Origin of the sequence: Alcaligenes aquatilis (genome assembly GCF_003076515.1) — a bacterium.
GTDB classification, from domain to species: Bacteria; Pseudomonadota; Gammaproteobacteria; order Burkholderiales; family Burkholderiaceae_B; genus Alcaligenes; species Alcaligenes aquatilis.
Genome location: NZ_CP022390.1, coordinates 2,100,726 through 2,121,800, shown reverse-complemented (window position 1 = coordinate 2,121,800; position 21,075 = coordinate 2,100,726). Strand labels below are relative to the sequence as shown.

Sequence of the window (21,075 nt, the reverse complement as noted above, 5' to 3'; positions counted from 1 at the left end):
GTCAGGAGAGACAGATGAATTCGGTATCGGATAAATCCTTGAACCCCGGCGATGCGGGTGCGGCTCAGAAGTCCCCCTCTGCCCTGGAAAGCCTGCTTGGAGAGGATCCGGGCATCAAGGGCCTGGATGAGTTGATCGGCAAGATAGAACCCTTATTGGCTGGTGGTCGTTTGAATCGGGTGGTGGATGCCGTGTCCCTGCTGGCCGATCTGGTGGACATGACGGACGACTATATGCTTGAGAAGCTCATGAAGGGCTTTGAGGAGGGCGTAGGAGCCGCCTGGTCAGTTGGAAACGCGGCCCGTATGGCTGCGGATCAAGTGCGAGCCACGGAGACGACCCCGACTCTGATGGGCCTGATACGCCTGGCCAAGGAGCCAGAAGTGCGTCGCGGTCTGACTTTCTTTTTGATGATGGCCGGTGTGATGGGACGTCAGATGCGCTATCAGAACCTGGATCATACGGGCGATTGACAGGGCGCTTGTGTCGCTAAAGAAAAATGGGCCGCTTTTGCAAGCGGCCCATTTTTTTGCTCAGCACCTCAGCGTTTAGTGATTCAAGAACGCCATTTGGCGCTTTTCCACAATCCGGAAGGCACCCACCAAAATGAAAGACACGCACAGGTAAATCAATGCGGCAATCCCGTAGGAGGTGAAGGTCTGATAGGTGGCTGCATTGGCATCACGCGCGATCTTGAGCAGGTCGGGAACCGTGGCGGTAAAGGCCAGTGAGGTGGCATGCAGCATCAGGACCACTTCATTGCTGTAAGCCGGCAGGACACGACGCAGGGCTTGCGGCAAGATCACGCGGCGGTACAAGGTCCAGCCGGACATGCCATAGGCACGGGCCGACTCGACTTCACCAGAAGGCATGGAGCGGATGGCACCGGCAAAAATTTCGGTGGTGTAGCCGACTGTATTCAAGGTCAGCGCCAGAATCATGCAGTTAAAGCCGCTCATGAAGAAAGCTTCCAGTGCAGGCACCGATTTGACAATGGCCAGCTTGTACATGGCGGTGTAGATCAGCAGGATCTGCACATACAAGGGCGTACCACGGAAAAAATAAGTGAAGGCACCGATAGGGCGCGACAGCCAGGCTTTGCCGGAAACGCGGCCAATAGCCATGAAAATCGACAGGAAAAAGCCGATCACGACTGAAATCACCAGCAGCCACAGGGTCATGGCCAGGCCCGAGAGCTGACCATTGCTTTGGTACAGATAGGCGCGCCAGAATTCGTTCAGAACATCCATTAGAACTGCGCTCCTTTCACGCCAATGTTGTAGCGTCGTTCCAGGTAGCCCAGCCCGATATTGCTCACAGCGGTCAGGCCCAGATAGATCAGGGCGGTGATACCCACAAACAAGAAGGAATTGAAGGTCGCGTTCCCCGCGTTTTGGGCAATCTTGACCACATCGCTCAGGCCGATCAAGGACACCAGTGCGGTGGATTTGAGCAGGATTTGCCAGTTATTGCCCAGTCCGGGCAGCGCGTAGCGCATCATTTGCGGGATCTGGATGCGGTGCAGAACTTGCCAGGCGCTCCAGCCACAGGCCTTGCCCGCCTCCATCTGGCCTTTGGGGATGGCCATCAGGGCACCGCGAAAGGTCTCGGCAAAGTAGGCACCATAAATAAAGCCCAGGGTGACCACACCGGCACCGAAGGGATCGATCTCGATCATGTCCCATTCCAGCCAGTCTGTCAGTTCGTTCAACCAGATTTGCAGGCTGAAAAAGAACAACATCAAGAGCACCAGGTCCGGGACGCCCCGAATCAAGGTGGTATACAAACCGCCCACCCAACGCAGCAGCGAAGCGCGAGACAGTTTCATCAGGGCAGCGACCAGACCGAGTACCAGGGAAACCAGCAGCGAGAGCACAGCCAGTTTGATGGTTTCCCAGGTGCCGACCAGCAACTGTGGCCCATAACCGTAAAGCAACATGGTTCAGGTATCCAGGTCAGGGCGCAATGCGAATGTTTTCTTTTTGGAAGTATTTGTCGGCAAAGGTCTGCATGGTGCCATCGGCCTTCATTTCGCGCAGAACTTCATCAATGGTTTTTTTGAGTTTTTTGTTGCCTTTACGAATGCCCATGGCAATGGGTTCGTTCAAAATGGGGCTGTCGTCCACGGTACTGCCGGTCAGCTCAAAATCGGCGCCGGCCGGTTTGCTCAAAAAGCCTTCGATGGCGTTCTGGGCTTCCTGGAAAGTGGCGTCAACCCGGCCGCCGGCCAGGTCATTGAAGGCATCGGTATAGCTGGGGTAAGCCACAATGGTGACACCGTTATTGGCCCAGTTCTGGCGCGCATAGGTTTCCATGGTGGTGCCTTGCTGCACGCCCACACGCTTGCCTTTCAGGGATTCGGCGGTGGGCTCCAGGCCGCTGCCTTTGCGTGCGGCCAGGCGCACCGGCACGATGTACATGGGCTCGCTAAAGTCGATGACCCTGGCGCGCGCCTCAGTAGCTGTCATGGTGGAGTTGGCCAGATCGAACTTGCGGGCTTGCAGGCCGGGGATCAAGCTGTCAAAAGACTGGTCGATCCACACGCACTTGGCCTGCAGGCGTTTACAGATTTCGTTGCCGATATCGATATCAAAGCCTTGCAGCTCGCCACTGGGGTCCAGAAACTCGAAAGGGGGATAGCCCGCTTCCGTGGCAAAACGGATTTCGGATGGTTCGTCTGCGTGAGCGGCAGCGGGTACTAAAGCACTGCAAAAAGCCACCATCAGGAGGCGGGCAAGCATTTTGTTCATGTGAAGGACTCCGGCAAATATCGACTAGCTTGTGGCATTCAATACAAATTCGGCCCTGCTGATGGAGGGCCGAAGAAAGACTGCAAATTTAACCCGTACGCCTTACTGGGGCAATGCGGGTTCCGCCCTAGGCAGCACGCAGCATTGGTTGATGTAGCCCATGACCTCGTCCAAATCGTCGGTCAGGACCAGTAAATTCAGGTCTTTGGGGCCAATCAGCCCCATCTCCATTAAATGCTCACCAATCCAGTCGATCAGGCCGGACCAAAAGGAAGTGCCGATCAGTACAATGGGGGCGGGTGGGACTTTGCCTGTTTGAACCAGGGTCATGACTTCAAACAGCTCGTCCAGGGTGCCAAAGCCGCCAGGCAGGGCAATGTAGGCCCAGCTGTGCATGAAAAAGGTCGCCTTGCGCGAGTAGAAGTATTCGAACTGAAGACTGTGCGTCTGGTAAGGATTGTTGGTGGTTTCGTGGGGCAAGCGTATATTCAGGCCAACACTTTGCCCGCCTGCTTCGTATGCGCCTTTATTGGCGGCTTCCATCAGGCCAGGGCCGCCGCCCGCAATCAGGGTGACGCCCGCTTCGGCCAGCCGACGGCCCAGTTTCTGGGCCAGTTCGTAGTAAGGATGGCCGGGTTTGATGCGTGCGCTGCCGAAAACACTTACGCCAGCACCCATTTCTTTTAATGTATCGACCGCAGTTTGCAGCTCCTTCATGATGGTAGGAATCTGCTCAGAGGCCGGTAAACGGACGATTTTATTGTTAGACATGAAAAAAACCTTGTTGCTCGTTGATGGTTCCAGCTATCTGTACCGAGCGTACCATGCGATGCCTGATCTGCGAAACGCGCAAGGCCAGCCTACAGGCGCCTTGTACGGGGTCATCAATATGTTGCGCCGCCTGCTACAGGATTATCAGGCCGACTATATGGTATGCGTTTTCGATGCCAAGGGCCGCACCTTCCGGGACGATCTGTACGATCAATACAAGGCTAACCGGCCCTCCATGCCCGAAGATATGGCGGAGCAAATAGAGCCTATTCACAAAGCGGTACGCGCCATGGGCTGGCATCTGATTTGTCAGTCCGGCGTGGAGGCTGACGATATCATCGGCACACTTTCTCGTCTGGCGGCCGAAAACGGTATCGAGACGGTGGTCTCTACCGGAGATAAGGACTTGGCCCAGCTGGTCAATGAGCATGTGCAGCTGGTCAACACCATGAGTAACGAAAAGCTGGATATAGAAGGGGTCACCAATAAGTACGGAGTACGCCCAGATCAGATTATCGATTATTTGATGCTGATTGGCGACACTTCGGACAATATTCCGGGCGTACCCAAGGTGGGCCCCAAGACAGCCGCCAAGTGGTTAGGTGAATATGGCAGCCTGGATGAGTTGTTGCAGCATGCCGACAAAATCAAGGGTGTGGCTGGCCAGAATCTGCGCGATTTCAGCGCTAACTTTGAAATGACGCGCAAGCTGGTGACGGTCAAGCTCGATTGTGAGGTGCCTGGTTTTACGGGTGACTTCGGTGCGCTGGAGCCGGAGCCCCGTGACAATCCTGTGTTGCAGGATATCTATGAAACCTATGGTTTCCGCAGCTGGTTGCGTGAATTGACGGATGATCCCAAGCGCGTGCCTGCCCAGGATGCCCGCGTCCAGGCTGAAACGCCTGCGGCACCCGCTGAGCTGGATTATCAGACCGTCACGACGAAAGAGCAATTGCAGTCCTTGCTAAGCCTACTGGAGAAGGCCGAGCTGGTGGCGCTGGATACGGAAACCACGTCCTTGGACCCTTTGATGGCGCGTTTGGTGGGCTTGTCGGTGTCGGTCAAGGCGGGCCAGGCTTTTTATGTGCCGGTCGCTCACCGTGGTTCGCTGGATGTAGAGCAGTTGGATAAAGACGATGTGCTGGAAACTCTACGTCCCTGGCTGGAAAACGCAGAGGCGGCCAAGGTCCTGCACAATGCCAAATACGATACGCATGTCCTGCTCAATGAAAAAGTCAGCTTGCGCGGTATCCGCGAGGACACCATGTTGCAGGCGTATGTCTTGCAGTCGCACAAGCGCGTCAGCATGGATGAGCTGGCCTTGCAATGGCTGGGTTTGAAAGGCACGTCTTACGAGGATATTTGCGGCAAGGGTGCCAAGCAGATCGGTTTTGACGAGGTGGACATCCCTGTTGCGTCTCACTATGCCTGTGAAGATGCGGACTACACCTTGCGTTTGCATCAGTGCCTGCGTCCTCAAGTGGCCAAGCAAGAAGGTCTGGAGCGTATTTATTTGCTGGAAGTGCAGGCTTCGGATGTGCTGACGATTGTGGAGCGCAATGGCGTCAAGATTGATGTGCCTACCCTGGCGCGTCAAAGCCACGAGCTGGGCCAAAAAATGCTGGAGCTGGAAAACAAGGCTTACGAGTTGGCCGACCAGCCTTTCAACATGAACTCCCCCAAGCAAGTGGGCGAGATTCTGTTCGGCAAGCTCGGTATTCCGGTGGTTCGTAAAACGGCCAGTGGTGCTCCGTCTACTGACGAGGACGTCTTGACCCGCTTGGCTCAGGATTACCCCTTGCCGCAGGTGCTGCTGGAGTACCGTGGTCTGGCCAAGCTCAAGTCCACTTATACGGACAAGCTGCCCAAAATGGTGAATCCGGACAGTGGCCGTGTGCATACCCGTTATGCACAGGCTGCCGTGATAACCGGGCGTCTGGCCTCCTCCGATCCTAACTTGCAGAACATTCCGGTGCGTACGGCAGAAGGGCGTCGTGTTCGTGCCGCCTTCGTGTCCGAGTTGGGCAAAGTGGTCTCGGCTGACTATTCCCAGATCGAATTGCGTGTGATGGCGCATGTATCGGGTGACGCCAATTTGCAGCAGGTCTTTGAGCAGGGTGGGGACGTGCACACAGCGACCGCTGCCGAGATTTTTGGTGTGGATGCCAAAGATGTTAGCTCTGACCAGCGCCGTGCCGCCAAGGCGATTAACTTTGGTCTGATCTACGGCATGGGTGAGTTTGGTCTGGCCAGCAACCTGGGCATTACCCGTGATGCTGCCCGTGCTTATATTGATCGCTACTTCGCTCGCTATCCTGGCGTGGCCAGCTATATGACTCGCATCAAAGCCCAGGCTCATGAGCAAGGTTATGTGGAAACCGTGTTTGGTCGCCGCCTATGGCTGCCGGAACTGAAAGGTGCAAAAGGGCCGCGCATGGCCGGTGCAGAGCGTGCCGCCATTAATGCACCGATGCAGGGCACGTCGGCTGACCTGATCAAGATGGCCATGGTGGCTGTGCAGCGTTGGCTGGAAGAAAAGGGCCTGCGCACGCAGATGGTGATGCAGGTCCATGACGAACTGGTATTCGATGTACCTGAGGACGAGCTGGATATTTTGCGTGAAAACCTGCCTGGCCTGATGTGCAATGTGGCCAAGCTGGATGTCCCACTGGTTGCCGAGGTGGGGGTGGGCGATAGCTGGGAACAGGCGCACTAAAGGCTTTTGATAGACTCAACAGCAAGGCGACCTGATGGTCGCCTTGCTTGTTTTCGAGTCGCTGGAGTTTCGCGGGCCGGGTGTGGCACGCTTTGATGATGTATCTAGTCCTCGTTGGAGCGTACCCGGTTGGGAAGCAGCTCGTCGTGCTTGGCTAGAATCGGATAGGCTGCCGCGCTGACCAGATAGGAGTTAATGGTGCGCACGTCACGCAAGATCTCCAGATACAAGGAGCCTTGCTCGGCAACGTCCAACTGACCGGCCTTGATCTGGCGAAGATGACGGTCCGCAGCTGCAACTTCCAGTTCGCGGAAAAAGTCTTTTTCAAACGCCAGGAAGCGGGCCGTTTTGACGTCCTCGGCTACAAACAGAGCTGCGGCCTGACGTTGGTTGCGAATTAGCCTGTCCATGACCTTGCCGATCTCGGCTTGCTCTTCCGTTTGCAGTATCCAGCCCTGTTTGCGCAGCTTGGCCGTATGGCTGAGCAAGCCATTGACGCTGATGGTGGCGGCGTGCGAGATATTGGTGGAAAAAGTCAGAATATCGTTCAGGCGACGCGTATCTTTCTTGTTCAGGTTTTCCTGATCCATGCTGGCCAGATATGTAGTGATCAATGGCTCCAGACGGTTGACGGCATTGCTGATATAGCGCGCATGGTTAATGCTTTGGGCACTATTGCTCAGCATGTTCTGGCGGGCCGTGTCCAGGATCTCTTGCAACATATCAGACAGGCGCAGTGCTTCCCGCGCCGCATTGCCCAGGGCCACCGCAGGGACTTCCTGGGCAGATTGGTCCAGATACAAAGGCAGGCCAGGATCATCCGGGTCGGTGCGACGGGGCAGATAACGGCTCAGCAGGCGCGAATAGGGTTTGAGCAAAGGCAGGAACAAGGCCGCCACGGCCAGATTGAAGAAGGTGTGGAAGTTGGCCACGGCACGGGCGGGTTCATCGGTGAACCAGCTCATCAAATCCGGAATCCAGGGCAACACAATCATGCCAATCAGACAGCCAAACACACGTGTGCCTAAGTTGCCTATGGGCACACGTTTGTTGGCTGGGTCTTTCGTGCTGCCAGCCCCTTCCAGAATCGGATTGATGGCGGTACCCACGTTAGCACCCAGCACCAGCGCGTAGGTTAGCTGCGGGTCCATATGCTGATGGCTGGCCAGCGAGATGATCAGCACCACAATAGCCACACTGGAGTGCGCGGCCCAGGTCAGCAGTGCCGCCAGCAACATACCCGTCATGGGACTGCCTGCCAGAGCTTCCAGAATGGTTTGCAGCAGGGGGGCGTCCTGAATGGGCGAGAACAGGCCCACTAACTCATGCAAGGACAGCAGCAAAAGGCCTAGGCCAATAAAGACGCGGCCCAGGTCGCGTCGGCGTCCAGGCTCTTGCGAGCGGAACAACCAAACACCCAGAAGAATCAGGGCAGGAGCCAGCGCGGTCATCTTGAAGGACAGCAGTTGCACGATCAGCGTCGTGCCCACATTGGCGCCCAACATGGCGGCCAGGGCCGGAACCAGGGCAACCATGCCGGTGGCGGCAAAGCTGGTAATCATCAGACCGGTGGCGGTACTGCTTTGAATGGCGGCGGTAATGGCCGCACCCGCAAAAAAGGCGCGACGGGGGCGACCCAATGCGTGACCCATCCAGATGCCCAGTTCGGCACCGAAGGCGCGTTGCACACCGCTTTGCACCATGTGGATACCCCACAGGAGCAAAGCGATATATCCCCCGAAATCGAGAAGTGCGAAGATTTCTTTCATGGCTAAATAATAGCCCAGCGCATCTTACAAGCGTGAGTCTCAGAATTCAGGGGAGCACACTCAGGTCTTGGGGCTTATGCCGCGCTTGGACTGTAGGGGCAGGCCGACTCTGGTTGGTCTGATATTTTCAGGGGAGCTATGCATGGCAAGGAGGCAGTTTGCACTAAGAAATAAAACCGCCCCAAAAGCACACAGGCTTTTGAGGCGTTTTGTTGGGTTGTGCCGTTCAGGCTGCCGGTGTGCTTAGACCGATTGGGCGTTTTGCAAAGCCTGGATACGTGCCGCGATAGGAGGGTGGGATGCAAAGATCGCGCTGATCGAACGACCACCCGAAATACCGGAGGCCTCAAAGTTCTTGGGCAGCTCACCAGGAGCCATGCCACCCAGACGGGCCAGAGCATGGATCATGGGCTGGCGCGAACCCAGCAACTGGGCGGAACCGGCATCGGCGCGGTATTCACGCTGACGGGAGAACCAGGCCACGATGATGGAGGCCAGCACGCCAAAAATCAGCTCAAACACAAAAACCGAGGCGTAGTAACCCATGCCCACGTCGCGATCGTTGCGCAACAGCACGCGGTCCACAAAGTAGCCGGCCAGACGGGCCAGGAAGATCACAAAGGTATTCACCACGCCCTGGATCAAGGTCAGGGTGACCATGTCGCCGTTGGCAATGTGGGCAACCTCATGACCGAGCACCGCCATGACTTCTTCTTCGGTCATGCCGCGCAACAAGCCTGTGGACACGGCGACCAGAGCATCGTTCTTGAAGGCGCCAGTGGCAAACGCGTTGGGCTCGCCGTCGTAAATAGCCACTTCTGGGCGGCCAATACCGGCGCGGTCCGCCAGTTGGTGCACGGTATCGACCAGCCACGCTTCTTCCGCGTTGGCGGGGGCGTTGGGATCAATGACACGCGCGTTCACGCTTTGCTTGGCCATCCACTTGCTCATCAGCAAGGAAATGATGGCGCCGGTGAAACCGACCAAGGCCGAGAAAATCAGCAATTGAGTCAGATCCAGACCTTGCGCGTTCAGGTAACGTCCCACACCCAAAATATTCATGGAGGCGCTGAGCACCAGCATGACGGCCAAGTTGGTTATTAAAAAAAGGACAATTCGTTTCATGAATGCGGATTCCGGTATGACAAAAGAAATCGTGACCGTGGAAAGACGATCGGCCCGAATTTTAGCCTTGATTCCAGGCGTGATAATAAAAGATTCAGCCTTTAGTCAGCTTTTGATCAAGATAGTTTCTTGAGCTGTCTTTCAAGCTGTGGTCTAACTGGTCTGGATATGGGGTTACCGAGCCACTTTTGCAAGGCGGAGAGTATAGTAATGGCTTTCCCTTATTACTGATTTGGTCTGATCACATGCAGTCATTGTGGATGCTGGTAGCCTGCGCCATGTTTGCCATTATGGGGGCCTGTGTCAAAGTGTCCGCCGATGCTGGGGCGTCGATGGCACAAATCGTTTTGTTCCGGGGTGTGCCCTCGGTCCTGCTGTTAGTGTTCTGGGCCAAGAGCCGTGGTTTGCGGCTGGCCCCTCAAAGTTGGAAGCTGCATATCCGGCGTAACGTTTCCGGGGTCAGTTCCATGTGGTTGGGTTTTCTGGCCCTGGCAAATCTGCCCTTGTCCACGGCCGTCAGCCTGAATTACACCGCTCCCTTATTTATTGCTTTCTGGATGCTGGCCTGGGGTGGCACCCAGCGCGACCCTGTGCGTCTGATTGCGGTGCTCTTGGGTTTTATGGGTGTGATCGGTGTGCTGCGTCCCAGTATTACGCCCGATCAATGGTGGGCTGCCATGCTGGGCCTATGCGCCGGCGCTTTGAGCGCGGTGGCCATGATGCAGGTACGTGCTCTAGGACGTTCAGGTGAGCCTGAATGGCGCACCGTGCTGCTGTTTTCCTGTTTTGTCGTATGCTCCAGTCTGGTTGGCCTTTTGTGGGAAGGTTGGCGCGAACTGAGCTGGCGCGCCTGGCTGTCCCTGTTGGGCGTAGGCTTGTCTGGTTTGTTTGGGCAACTGACCATGACGCGTGCTTTTGGACTGGGTTCGGCCTTGTTGACCGCAGCCTTGCAATACACCACCATTATTTTCGCCGCCCTGATTGGTATCGCTTTCTGGGGGGATGTGCCTGACGGGGTAGCCTGGGCAGGTATGGCATTGATTATCGGGTCTGGCCTGTTGTCAGCCTGGCGTACCTACAGCGAGGATCGTATCTTGCGAGGTCAGGCCGCGGCAGCCGAGCGGGCTCCCGTCAAGGAGGCAGAACGTGTTTGAATTTCTGATTAGCGCAGAACAAGTCCAGGCCAATCTGAATAACTCAGAGTGCTTGATTCTGGATGTACGCCATGACTTGATCGACCATCAAGCAGGACGACGCGCTTATGAGCAGGGGCATATTCCGGGTGCGGTGTTTCTGGATCACGAGGTTGATCTGGCTGCACCCAAGACGGGGCTGAATGGCCGTCATCCTTTGCCCAGTCGTCAGGTGCTGGCCCAGCTTTTGCAGCAAAGCGGCTTGCGTGACGGCATGCAGGTTGTGGTCTACGATGCCCAGGGTTCCTTGTTTGCCAGCCATATGTGGTGGATGCTGCGTTGGTTGGGGCATCCCCAGGTCGCCATTCTGGATGGTGGCTGGCAGGCCTGGCAACAACTGGGCGGAGCCCAAGAAAGCGGCCCGGCTAGGCCCGCCCCGGCAGCGGCTGAATTGAGCATCCCTGAACAGGCGGCCATGCCTACCGTGCAAACGGATCAGGTACTGAAGAACCTGTCCAAACCTATTTTCACTGTGCTGGATGCGCGCGCTGCCGAACGATATCGCGGAGATGTGGAACCGATGGACCCGGTCGCGGGTCATATCCCCGACGCGTTGAACCGTTCGCACCTTAATAATCTGGATGAACAAGGGCGCTTCAAGCCGGCTGAGCAGCTACGTCAGGAGTATCAGGACTTGCTGGGGACGATTTCGGCAGAGATGGTGGTCCATCAGTGTGGTTCGGGTATTACGGCTTGTCACAATCTTTTTGCCATGGAATTGGCGGGGCTGTCCGGCTCCAGTATTTATCCAGGCTCCTGGAGTGAATGGGTCAGTGACGCCAGCCGGCCTGTTGCGCGCAGCTAGTCAAAGGCAAGAGACTTCTGGTGCTGAGAAAGCCGCCCCAAAGCGGCTTTTTTACTGTCAGGTGACTCCAAGGCTCGGCGCCCCCGGTAAAAAGCGTCCTCGTGGGAGGGCGGCAAGCCACAGGCTCCCGTACAATGCCACATCCAATTGTGGCCTCAGGTAGTCCGGACGGCCCTCATTGATCAGGAATAGTTATGGTTAAATCTCGCGATGATAATCAAAGTGCCCAGGCGCCAGACCAGCAGGATTTTGAGTCCGCTCTGGCGCAATTGGAAGCGCTGGTCGCTCGCATGGAAAGCGGGGCGCTGCCGCTGGAGCAGGCTTTGCAGGCTTACGAGCAGGGTGTGGAGTTAGCCCAATTGTGTCAGCGCAAACTAGACCTTGCCCAGGAACAGGTCAGTGTATTGCAGGGCAATCTGCTGCGTCCCTTGTCGGGGGATGAGGCTGTTGGAGATAGTTAAGATGAGTTCTACCAGTTTTTCTGATTGGCTGCAGGCGCGGGTTGAGCAAACTGAGACCGTACTGGATCAGTCCTTGCCCCCTGTCAGCCAGGAACCTGCTCGTTTGCACGAAGCCATGCGCTATAGTGTGCTGGGTGGTGGCAAGCGTGTGCGTGCTGCCTTGGTCTATGCCGCAGGCGAGGCCGCCCTGCAAGGCAAGCCTATGGCGGCTGCCCAACTGAAAGCATTGGAGCTGGCTGCGGCGGCGGTGGAGTTGATTCACGCCTACTCGCTGGTTCATGATGATTTGCCTTGCATGGACGACGATAAATTGCGTCGTGGTCGCCCAACTACCCATGTCCAGTTTGATGAAGCCTGCGCCATGCTGGCAGGCGATGCCTTACAGCCCTTGGCCTTCGAGCTGTTGGCGCAAATGCCGATTGCCCCTGCCTTGATCGTGCAAGCCATTACCCAATTGGCTCAGGCTGCGGGCAGTGCCGGCATGGCTGGTGGTCAGGCGATTGATTGTGAAAGCGTGGGCATTGCCCTGGACCGCGATCAACTGCAAGAAATGCACAGCATGAAAACCGGCGCCATGTTGCAGGCCAGCGTGTTGTTGGGTGGTATTGTGGCGGGTGCCTCATCCACTGTGCGTAATGGTTTGGAAGAGTATGCCCAGGCCGTCGGTCTGGCTTTCCAGGTCGTGGACGATATTCTGGATGTGACAGCCGATACCGCCACGCTGGGCAAGACAGCCGGTAAAGATGCGGCCGATAACAAGCCTACCTATGTCTCCATCCTGGGTATGGACGGATCGCGCGAGTTGCTCGGTGCCCTGAATGAGCAGGCTCAGTTGGCTTTGCGTCCCTTGGGGCCTGCCGCTGCGCGCCTGATGCAACTGGCTGACTATATCGTGGGCCGCAATCATTAAGCGACGTGGGCCTGTGCTACTTTGGCACAGGCCGCGAAGCGTTTTACAATAGCCGATTGGCGATTGTCTTTGGACAGTCGTTTCACTTATTTGCCCGGATAGACGTCTTTAGTATGACAACCGTTTCCCTAGAGCAGATTCAGTCTCCCGCCGACTTGCGCCAGCTTGATCAACGTGATCTTCCCGAGCTGGCACGACAACTGCGCGAGTTTGTTCTGCAGTCCGTATCCAAAACCGGTGGGCATTTGTCGTCCAATCTGGGCACGGTTGAATTGACCACCGCCTTGCACTATGTGTTCGAGACGCCCCACGACCGTATCGTGTGGGATGTGGGTCATCAGTCCTATCCGCACAAGATTCTGACTGGCCGGCGCGATCAGATGGGAAGCTTGCGTCAGCAAGATGGCATCTCCGGTTTCCCCAAGCGTTCCGAGTCCGAGTACGACGACTTTGGCACCGCACATTCCTCGACCTCGATTTCCGCGGTATTGGGTATGGCCGTGGCCTCGCGCAATGCCGGGATTGAGCGTCAGCACATTGCCGTGATCGGCGATGGCGCGATGACCGCTGGCATGGCCTTTGAAGCCCTGAACAATGCCGGTGTCACCCCCGATGTGAATGTGCTGGTGGTGCTGAACGACAATGACATGTCGATCTCCCCGCCGGTAGGTGCCCTGAACCATTATCTGGCTCGCCTGATGTCGGGCCGCTTTTACGCCGCTGCCAAGAATGTGGGCCGTGCTGTTTTGCAGCATGTGCCGCCCGTTCTGGATCTGGCGCGCAAGTTTGAAGGCCATGCCAAGGGGATTTTGTCTCCGGCCACGCTATTTGAAGAGCTGGGCTTTAATTACGTAGGCCCGATTGACGGCCATGATCTGGACGCGCTGGTCTCTACCTTGAGCAATCTGCGTGATCTGGGTGGTTTGCAGTTCCTGCATGTGGTGACCCGTAAAGGGCAGGGTTACAAGCTGGCCGAGGCAGACCCGGTGCTCTACCACGGCCCTGGCAAGTTCGATCCCTCGGTGGGTTTGGTTAAGCCAACGACCAAGCCGCGCCCGACGTTTACGCAGATCTTTGGCCAGTGGTTGTGCGATATGGCCAAGCAGGACCAGCGCCTATACGGTATTACCCCTGCCATGCGTGAAGGCAGTGGCATGGTGGAGTTCGAGCAGCAGTTTCCCCGTCGTTATTTTGATGTGGGTATCGCCGAACAGCACGCCGTCACGTTTGCGGGTGGCTTGGCCTGTGAAGGACAAAAGCCTGTTGTGGCGATTTACTCCACTTTCTTGCAGCGTGGCTACGATCAACTGATTCACGACGTGGCTTTGCAGAATCTGGATGTTACGTTTGCGTTGGACCGTGCCGGTATTGTGGGCGCAGACGGGGCAACGCACGCCGGTAATTACGACATCGCCTTTTTGCGCTGCATTCCAAACATGGTGGTCGCCGCCCCGTCGGACGAGAACGAAACCCGCTTGTTGCTGACCTGTTGCTACCAGCATCCAGGCCCCAGCTCGGTGCGCTATCCTCGTGGAGCAGGTATCGGTGCTGAAGTAGACCAGGCGCTGAACACTGTGCCGCTGGGCAAGGCCAATTTGCGTCGCCAAGGCAAGAATCTGGCCATTTTGGCTTTCGGACCCGTGTTGCACGAGGCCCTGAAAGCGGCCGAGGTTCTGGACGCTACCGTGGTGGATATGCGTTTTGTGAAACCCATGGACGAAGCCTTGCTGCAAGAGCTGGCACAAAGCCATCAGGCTTTTGTGACGGTGGAAGAAGGCTGTTTGATGGGTGGCGCAGGCAGCGCGGTACTGGAGTTTGTCAGCCGTGATGCGCTGGTGATGCCCGTGCTGCAACTGGGCTACCCTGACGAGTTCATTGATCACGGTGATCAGAAGAAAATAGCTCAGGATCTGGGTCTGGATGCCGCAGGCATCGAGCGTTCGATCCGTGAGCGTTTCTCAAGTTTGTTTGAGGTGTAAGGCAATTGCGACGTATTTGAGGTGTTAAATACCCCAATATGCGTGTTCTTGCTAAGGTTATCGAAGCTCGCTTGCTATAAGCGTAAGATAATAATTCATTATTGTTTTTATTTGCGGTTGCGGCTTTGTCGTGGCTGAACCTGATGGATATGAATACAGTGTCGGAATCGCCTTTGGCCATGCCAGATGTGCAAAGCAGCATGGATACACGCCGTGTTGCGATTCAGCGCGTGGGTGTGCGCGGGGTGCGGCATCCGATGATGCTGGACCTGCAGGGGCAGGCCGTGCCCACCGTGGCGCAATGGGAGTTGACGGTGGCCTTGCCGCCCGAAGAAAAAGGCACCCATATGTCGCGCTTTGTGGCTTTGCTGGAAGAGTATCGTCGTCAAGCCATGACGCCTGCCGGTTTTGTGCAGATGGCCCAGACCATGTTGCCCTTGCTCGGTGCCGGGCGTGGTGACATGACGGCCACCTTCCCCGTGTTTCTGGAAAAAGTGGCGCCCGTATCGGGGGTAGCCAGCCTGATGGACTACACCGTTAGCTGGACGGCGCGCGTCGGTGTGGATGCCCAGCCCGAATTTGAATTATCTGTGCTGGTTCCCGTCACCAGCCTGTGCCCGTGCTCCAAGGCAATTTCAGAGTACGGTGCCCATAATCAACGCTCGCACGTCACTGTGCAGGCCGTGTTTGCGGATCCGGCTGCGCTGGATTTGCCTACGCTGATCAAGTCGGTTGAAGAACAGGCGTCCTGTCAGCTGTGGGGCTTGCTCAAGCGCACTGACGAAAAATACGTCACCGAATACGCTTACGACAATCCTAAGTTTGTCGAAGACCTGGTGCGTGATGTGGCCGTCAGTGTGCGTAGCCTGCCCGGAGTGTTGCGTTATAGCATCGAAGCCGAGAATTTTGAGTCGATTCATAATCACTCTGCCTACGCAAGCGTGCAGGGTTAAGGCTTTTGGCTTGTCAGCCAGCCTTTCTTGGTGCTAGTATCTATGGTTTCTTGCTCGACCCGGATTGAATGGGCGGGCTGTCGCGCTTGGTGCCTGACTGTGTTTGCAGTAGGTAGTAGGCGATATCCACAAGGAGTTGTTCCATGCGTCACTACGAAGTAGTGTTCATTGTGCATCCCGATCAAAGCGAGCAAGTGCCCGCCATGATCGAGCGCTATTCGGCGATTGTTACTTCCGAAGGCGGTGCTATTCATCGTCTGGAAGACTGGGGCCGCCGTCAACTGGCTTACCCAATCCAGAAACTGGTCAAGGCTCACTACGTGTGCCTGAACATCGAATGCGGTCAGTCCACCTTGGACGAACTGGAGCATTCCTTCCGCTACAACGACGCTATCTTGCGTTACCTCGTCGCTGGCACGAAGAAAGCCCCTGAAGGCGCTTCGGTCATGATGAAGTCTGTCGAACGCGAAGAAGCACGTAAAGCAAGTACTGAAGCCAGCGCTCCTGCAGCCGCTGACGCTGAAGCTCAAGCTGAAGAGTAATAGCTCCGACTGCGTGAACCAGTTCTCTCTTGCCGGTCAGCTTATCGACATCAAGCCCTTGCGTTATACGCCGGCGGGTGTCCCAGCTCTGGAGTTGGTTCTGGAACACGAATCTTCCGTAATGGAAGCCGGTCACTCCCGGCAAATCGCTTTGACGATGCAGGCAGTGGCTCTGGGAAATAATGCATTGGGTCTGGCAGACACTCCTTTGGGAGCCCGTTTGCAACTACAAGGTTTTATTGCCCCCGCCCGTAAAGGCTCGACGCGTCTGGTGCTGCATATACAGCACTACCAGCGCCACTTTCCGGGACAAGGCTCTGTTACGGTTTGACTGGTCTGGCTCGATCGTCGCGAAGTGTTCAACACCTCGCTTCACACTGAATTCTTCCGGGTATAGCCCGGTTACTAACGAGGCACAAAATGGCTTTCCGTAGAGGCAAAGACAAAAAACGCAAATTTGCACAACAGAACCCACTGTTCAAACGCCGCAAGTTCTGCCGCTTCACCGTCGCTGGCGTTGAAGAAATTGATTACAAAGATCTGGACACCTTGCGTGATTTCATCCAGGAAAATGGCAAGATCATCCCTGCACGTTTGACGGGCACCAAAGCCCACTACCAGCGTCAGCTGGACACCGCTGTCAAGCGCGCTCGTTTCCTGGCTCTGTTGCCGTACACCGACAACCACAAATAATCCAGAGGAACCTTAGTCATGCAAGTTATTTTGCTCGAAAAAGTCGCCAACCTGGGTAATCTGGGTGACGTTGTGCGCGTACGTGATGGTTACGCCCGTAATTTCCTGCTGCCACGCAAAGTTGCCCGCCGTGCTACGGCTGCTGCTCTGCAAGAGTTCGAAGCACGTCGTGCCGAACTGGAGAAGCTGCAAGCTGAAAAGCTGGCCGCTGCTCAGGCTCAAAACGAAAAGCTGAACGGCCAAACTTTCACCCTGGTTCAAAAAGCCGGCGTGGACGGTCGTCTGTTCGGTTCCGTGACCACCATGGACATCGCCAATGCATTGCAAAATGCGGGCTTTGCCGACCTGGTCAAGACTCAGGTTCGTCTGCCCGACGGCCACCTGAAAGCCGTTGGCGAGTACTCCGTTCAGGTTGCTCTGCACCCTGACGTGACTGCTGAAATCAACGTTGTGGTTCAAGGCGACGTAGCCTAAGACTAGTGCGTTGACGCATGGTACATTCCTTCATGGGGTGTATCTGCCAAGCTAAGAAAAAGCCGGTGCAAGCCGGCTTTTTTGTTTTCTCTTCGTTCAGTCCGAGTAGCGCCAGCACGCCTGCCGCGTGGCTGTGTCCTCGTCTTCGGTCTTGTCAGCCCACTACGCTGTTGAGCCTGACTGTTCTGCCCCCAGATACACGTTTAAGACCGCACAACAGATCCTGTTGGCTGCGGCGTCGATTTTTTTCCTTGATTTGAAGGTATATGCATGGAAAGCAAGTCAGCCAAATCCGATTCAACATTGGATTACCTGAGGGTCCCGCCTCATTCCATTGAGGCGGAGCAGTCGGTGCTCGGTGGCTTGTTGCTCGATAATGCCGCGTTTGACCGAGTGGCCGACATTGTCACCGACGAGGACTTTTATCGTTTTGATCACAAGCTGATCTGGCAACACATTACCCGTTTGATTGGTCTGGCTCGTCCTGCCGACGTGGTCACGGTGTTCGAGTCCCTGTCGGTTGCGGGCAAGCAGGAAGAGGTGGGCGGCCTGGCGTATCTGAATGCCCTGGCCCACAACACGCCATCGGCTGCCAACATTCGTCGCTACGCCGAAATCGTGCGCGAGCGCTCCACGCTGCGCAAGCTGGTCACAGTAGCTGACGATATTTCCTCAGCTGCGTTTAACCCTCAGGGCAAGGAAGCCCGCCAGATTCTGGATGAAGCGGAAACCCGCGTGTTTCAGATCGCTCAGGAAGGGGCGCGCGGCTCTCAGGGTTTTCTGGAAATCCAGCCTTTGCTCAGCCAAGTGGTAGAGCGTATTGACGAGCTCTACCATCGTGAAGGCGACTCGGAAGTGACCGGGGTGCCTACGGGTTTTGTGGATCTGGACAAGATGACCTCGGGCCTGCAAGCCGGTGACCTGGTGATTGTGGCGGGTCGTCCTTCCATGGGTAAAACCTCGTTCTCCATGAACATTGGTGAACACGTAGCCATTGCCCAGGGTTTGCCGGTGGCCGTGTTTTCCATGGAAATGGGCGCGGTGCAGTTGGCTATGCGTATGGTGGGCTCGGTCGGTTTGCTGGACCAGCACCGCATGCGTACCGGCAAGCTGACTGCCGATGATTGGCCGCGCTTGACGCACGCGGTGCAGCAGGTGCAGGAAGCCCAGATTTACATTGATGAAACGCCCGGTCTGTCCTCCATGGAAGTGCGGGCGCGGGCTCGACGATTGGCGCGGCAGTGTGGCCAGCTTGGCTTGATCATCATCGATTATTTGCAGCTGATGTCCTCAAGCGGTGGCGAAAACCGGGCAACGGAAATTTCTGAAATCAGTCGTTCCTTGAAAGGCTTGGCTAAAGAGCTGAACTGTCCCTTGATTGCCTTGTCGCAGTTGAACCGAAGTCTGGAACAACGGCCCAACAAGCGTCCTGTGATGAGTGACTTGCGGGAGTCGGGTGCTATTGAGCAGGATGCGGACTTGATCTTGTTTATTTACCGTGACGAGGTCTACAACCCTGACTCACCCGACAAGGGCACGGCAGAAATCATTATTGGTAAGCAGCGTAACGGTCCTATTGGTTCGGTTCGTCTGACCTTTGCTGGCGCCAGTACGCGCTTTTTGGATTACATGCCGACGTAGTAAAGATTGGTATGCGATGCCTACTCGCTGGTGAGTGTTGCTAGGCATCGGGAGCGGGCTACCGCAGAAGAATTAAGGGGAGGCATTTGCCTCCCCTTTGTTATGTTTTACCGGACCAGAGGCAGACCATCAGCAGCAAACGCCACCGGCTCGGCTGGGAGTGGGCTTGTTCTGGCTTTGGAAGGGTGGATCTGAGTTTTGTTGTCCACAGCCTGCAAGCAGGGGAGAAGCCGGCGCGCTGGAGGTTTGGCGATTGATGGGCATAGATAGGCATTGAGGCTGTTTAAACAGCCTCAATGCCTTTTTAATCGCTGCGGGCAGCTAGTCTTTTCGCCAGCCACGCGCACACCAGTAGTTGCCACTGGTGAAACAGCATGATCGGCAAGATGATGGGCCCGACCATAGCACTGGGGAAAATGACATTGGCAATCGGGATGCCGCTGCTCAGGCTTTTATTGGAGCCGCACATCAGCAGGCTGACTCGGTCCTCAAAGGAAAAGCCCAGCCAGCGCCCCAGGTTCCAGGCCAGCACTTGCGCCAAGGTCAGCAGAACGGCGTTGGACAGTACAATCAGCCCTAGGGCACTGAGCGGGGTGGAGGACCATAGACCGCCCACCACCGCGCCTGAAAAGGCCGTATACACCACCAGCAGGATGGATCCCTGATCCACGACTTTCAGCAGTTGCTGACGTTTCATCACCCAGGCCCCTATCAAGGGACGCAGCAGATGCCCGAAGACAAAGGGGAAAAACAGTTGCAGCATGATCTTCCCCACCGCCTCCAGCGACACCGTTGCCTGGGCGCTGGTCGCACCGGCCAACATGATGCCGACCAGCAGGGGAGTGATGAATACGCCCAGCAAGGTAGAAGCAGAGGCACTGCAAATTGAAACCGGTACGTTGCCACGTGCCATTGCTGTCAGGGCTACCGCAGACTGCACGGTGCTGGGCAGACAAGCCAGAAACAGAACTCCCAGGTACAGATTGTCTGTCAGCCAGGGACGCAGTACGGCGGCCACGCCACTACCCAGAATAGGGAAGAGCACAAAGGTGACGGACAGAATCAGCAGGTGCAAACGCCAGTGGGACAAGCCACCCCAGATAGCCTCGCGTGATAGGCGGGCACCATGCAGAAAGAACAGCAGGGCAATCGCAATCTGTGTGATGTGTTGAAACAAAGGCACGCCCCAGCCTTGGGCGGGCAGCAGACTGGCAAGCGCAACCGTGGCAAACAGTTTCAGCAAAAACGGGTCAATCGGTAAACGCTTGATCATGCTTGGTGAGCGCTCATGGAAAGCGCCATACGGTAGGCATAGCCCAGGGAGGAGGCATCAGCCTTGCCCTGTCCGGCAATGTCGTATGCCGTGCCATGGTCCACACTGGTGCGGATAAAGGGCAGGCCGACGGTTACGTTCACGCCTTCGTCCAGACCCAGCAGCTTGATGGGGATCAGACCTTGGTCATGGTATTGGGCCACCACAATATCGAACTCCCCCTGACGTGCTCGCATGAAAATCGTATCGCCGGGCCAGGGGCCGCTGGCCTGGATGCCTTCGGCGCGGGCTTGTTCAATAGCCGGGCTGATCTGTTCTTTATCTTCCAGGCCAAATTTGCCGCCTTCACCGGCATGGGGGTTTAAACCGGCCACCGCCACACGGGGTTTGGCGATTCCGGCCTGGGTGCAGGCCAGTTGTGCCAGCCGTATGGTTTGCAGCACGCGCGCTTTCGTAATCAGGGAGGGGACGCGTGCCAGCGGTTCATGAATGGTGACCAGAATGGAGCGCAAGTGCTCGTTGGCCAGCATCATGGCGTAGTGCTCGGTGTGGCTGCGCTCGGCCAGAATCTCGGTATGGCCGGGGGCATCGATACCGCCTTTTTGCATGGCCAGCTTATTCAGCGGGGCGGTGACGATGGCACGGATCAGGCCAGCCTGGGCATCATCAATGGCGTGGCACAGGTATTCGTAGGCACCACGTCCAGCCAGGGCGTGAACTTCGCCATAGGGCAGATCTTCGGGCAGGGCTTGCCAGCGATTCAGTACGGCAATGACCCCTTTGGGCGTGCAAATGGGCTGCTTTACTTCCTCGACCCGCCAGTCCTGGGCAGCACCAATCAGAGTCAAGGCACGGCGCATTGCACCCGGATCGCCATACACGACGGCCGGGTGAGGCAAACCTTCAACCATCAGACGGGCGATAATTTCCGGGCCTATGCCAGCGGCATCGCCCATGGTAAGCCCGATGGGCTGTGCGGTACGTTTCATAACAGTCATTAAAAATCCCCCATGCTGCGTC

At 56.5% G+C, this 21,075-nt stretch carries 21 protein-coding genes; 13 read left to right on the top strand and 8 right to left on the bottom strand.

What is annotated here, in order from left to right; translation table 11 throughout:
- Window positions 1–14: 14 nt before the first annotated feature.
- Complete coding sequence (locus tag CA948_RS09760; protein WP_203226718.1) at window positions 15–473, top strand: DUF1641 domain-containing protein; 459 nt, start codon at window positions 15–17, stop codon at window positions 471–473.
- Between the two features lie 75 nt (window positions 474–548).
- On the opposite strand, the gene hisM is transcribed toward CA948_RS09760, so the two are convergent.
- From hisM to CA948_RS09740, 4 genes are all read right to left on the bottom strand, one after another.
- Window positions 549–1,250: a histidine ABC transporter permease HisM gene (gene hisM, locus CA948_RS09755; protein ID WP_094195994.1), complete on the bottom strand. Its 702-nt coding sequence runs from the start codon at window positions 1,248–1,250 to the stop codon at window positions 549–551.
- The gene (locus CA948_RS09750) at window positions 1,250–1,939 is read right to left on the bottom strand and encodes an ABC transporter permease (RefSeq protein ID WP_042484236.1); all 690 of its coding nucleotides are present in this window, start codon (window positions 1,937–1,939) and stop codon (window positions 1,250–1,252) included. The genes hisM and CA948_RS09750 overlap by 1 nt, the downstream gene beginning before the upstream one ends.
- Before the next feature lie 16 nt (window positions 1,940–1,955).
- On the bottom strand, window positions 1,956–2,750 hold the full coding sequence (locus CA948_RS09745; RefSeq protein ID WP_094195995.1) for an ABC transporter substrate-binding protein: 795 nt from the start codon (window positions 2,748–2,750) through the stop codon (window positions 1,956–1,958).
- Window positions 2,751–2,852: 102 nt separating this feature from the next.
- Window positions 2,853–3,521 (bottom strand): LOG family protein, encoded by a 669-nt coding sequence (locus tag CA948_RS09740; RefSeq protein ID WP_094195996.1) that lies wholly within the window; start codon window positions 3,519–3,521, stop codon window positions 2,853–2,855.
- On the opposite strand from CA948_RS09740, the gene polA reads away from it, so the two are divergent.
- On the top strand, window positions 3,520–6,237 hold the full coding sequence (gene polA / locus CA948_RS09735; protein ID WP_108727904.1) for a DNA polymerase I: 2,718 nt from the start codon (window positions 3,520–3,522) through the stop codon (window positions 6,235–6,237). The genes CA948_RS09740 and polA overlap by 2 nt on opposite strands.
- A 104-nt stretch (window positions 6,238–6,341) precedes the next feature.
- Here the strand turns inward: polA and CA948_RS09730 are convergent, their stop codons facing one another.
- Both CA948_RS09730 and htpX read right to left on the bottom strand, forming a co-directional pair.
- Window positions 6,342–8,006, bottom strand: coding sequence for a Na/Pi cotransporter family protein (locus CA948_RS09730; RefSeq protein ID WP_094195998.1), 1,665 nt, complete (start codon window positions 8,004–8,006; stop codon window positions 6,342–6,344).
- Between the two features lie 243 nt (window positions 8,007–8,249).
- Window positions 8,250–9,131: a protease HtpX gene (gene htpX, locus CA948_RS09725; protein ID WP_094195999.1), complete on the bottom strand. Its 882-nt coding sequence runs from the start codon at window positions 9,129–9,131 to the stop codon at window positions 8,250–8,252.
- Window positions 9,132–9,376: 245 nt separating this feature from the next.
- Between htpX and CA948_RS09720 the strand changes: the two genes are divergently transcribed.
- The 11 genes from CA948_RS09720 to CA948_RS09670 all read left to right on the top strand — a co-directional run bounded on the left by CA948_RS09720 (window position 9,377) and on the right by CA948_RS09670 (window position 18,782).
- On the top strand, window positions 9,377–10,285 hold the full coding sequence (locus CA948_RS09720) for a DMT family transporter (RefSeq protein ID WP_108727903.1): 909 nt from the start codon (window positions 9,377–9,379) through the stop codon (window positions 10,283–10,285).
- Window positions 10,278–11,129 (top strand): sulfurtransferase, encoded by an 852-nt coding sequence (locus CA948_RS09715; protein WP_108727902.1) that lies wholly within the window; start codon window positions 10,278–10,280, stop codon window positions 11,127–11,129. The genes CA948_RS09720 and CA948_RS09715 overlap by 8 nt, the downstream gene beginning before the upstream one ends.
- A gap of 194 nt (window positions 11,130–11,323) precedes the next feature.
- Window positions 11,324–11,590 carry an exodeoxyribonuclease VII small subunit gene (locus tag CA948_RS09710; RefSeq protein WP_094196002.1) on the top strand — a complete coding sequence of 89 codons (267 nt, stop codon included), beginning with the start codon at window positions 11,324–11,326 and terminating at the stop codon, window positions 11,588–11,590.
- Window position 11,591: 1 nt separating this feature from the next.
- Window positions 11,592–12,500, top strand: a complete 909-nt coding sequence (locus CA948_RS09705) for a polyprenyl synthetase family protein (RefSeq protein WP_108727901.1) — start codon at window positions 11,592–11,594, stop codon at window positions 12,498–12,500.
- Window positions 12,501–12,613: 113 nt separating this feature from the next.
- A complete protein-coding gene (gene dxs / locus CA948_RS09700; RefSeq protein WP_094196004.1) occupies window positions 12,614–14,479 on the top strand; it encodes a 1-deoxy-D-xylulose-5-phosphate synthase in 1,866 nt (621 codons plus the stop codon).
- 149 nt (window positions 14,480–14,628) lie between these two features.
- Window positions 14,629–15,432 carry a GTP cyclohydrolase FolE2 gene (gene folE2 / locus CA948_RS09695; RefSeq protein WP_094198287.1) on the top strand — a complete coding sequence of 268 codons (804 nt, stop codon included), beginning with the start codon at window positions 14,629–14,631 and terminating at the stop codon, window positions 15,430–15,432.
- A gap of 143 nt (window positions 15,433–15,575) precedes the next feature.
- Window positions 15,576–15,974, top strand: a complete 399-nt coding sequence (gene rpsF / locus CA948_RS09690; protein WP_003802446.1) for a 30S ribosomal protein S6 — start codon at window positions 15,576–15,578, stop codon at window positions 15,972–15,974.
- A gap of 13 nt (window positions 15,975–15,987) precedes the next feature.
- A complete protein-coding gene (gene priB / locus CA948_RS09685; RefSeq protein WP_094196005.1) occupies window positions 15,988–16,305 on the top strand; it encodes a primosomal replication protein N in 318 nt (105 codons plus the stop codon).
- An 89-nt stretch (window positions 16,306–16,394) separates the two neighbouring features.
- Window positions 16,395–16,667 (top strand): 30S ribosomal protein S18, encoded by a 273-nt coding sequence (rpsR, locus tag CA948_RS09680; RefSeq protein WP_003802444.1) that lies wholly within the window; start codon window positions 16,395–16,397, stop codon window positions 16,665–16,667.
- An 18-nt stretch (window positions 16,668–16,685) separates the two neighbouring features.
- On the top strand, window positions 16,686–17,141 hold the full coding sequence (rplI, locus tag CA948_RS09675; protein WP_094196006.1) for a 50S ribosomal protein L9: 456 nt from the start codon (window positions 16,686–16,688) through the stop codon (window positions 17,139–17,141).
- A gap of 270 nt (window positions 17,142–17,411) precedes the next feature.
- Window positions 17,412–18,782, top strand: coding sequence for a replicative DNA helicase (locus CA948_RS09670; protein WP_094196007.1), 1,371 nt, complete (start codon window positions 17,412–17,414; stop codon window positions 18,780–18,782).
- A 304-nt stretch (window positions 18,783–19,086) separates the two neighbouring features.
- Here CA948_RS09670 and CA948_RS09665 read toward each other — a convergent pair whose 3' ends face one another.
- The gene (locus CA948_RS09665; RefSeq protein WP_108727900.1) at window positions 19,087–20,055 is read right to left on the bottom strand and encodes a bile acid:sodium symporter family protein; all 969 of its coding nucleotides are present in this window, start codon (window positions 20,053–20,055) and stop codon (window positions 19,087–19,089) included.
- Complete coding sequence (pdxA, locus tag CA948_RS09660; RefSeq protein ID WP_108727899.1) at window positions 20,052–21,044, bottom strand: 4-hydroxythreonine-4-phosphate dehydrogenase PdxA; 993 nt, start codon at window positions 21,042–21,044, stop codon at window positions 20,052–20,054. The genes CA948_RS09665 and pdxA overlap by 4 nt, the downstream gene beginning before the upstream one ends.
- Window positions 21,045–21,075: the final 31 nt, after the last annotated feature.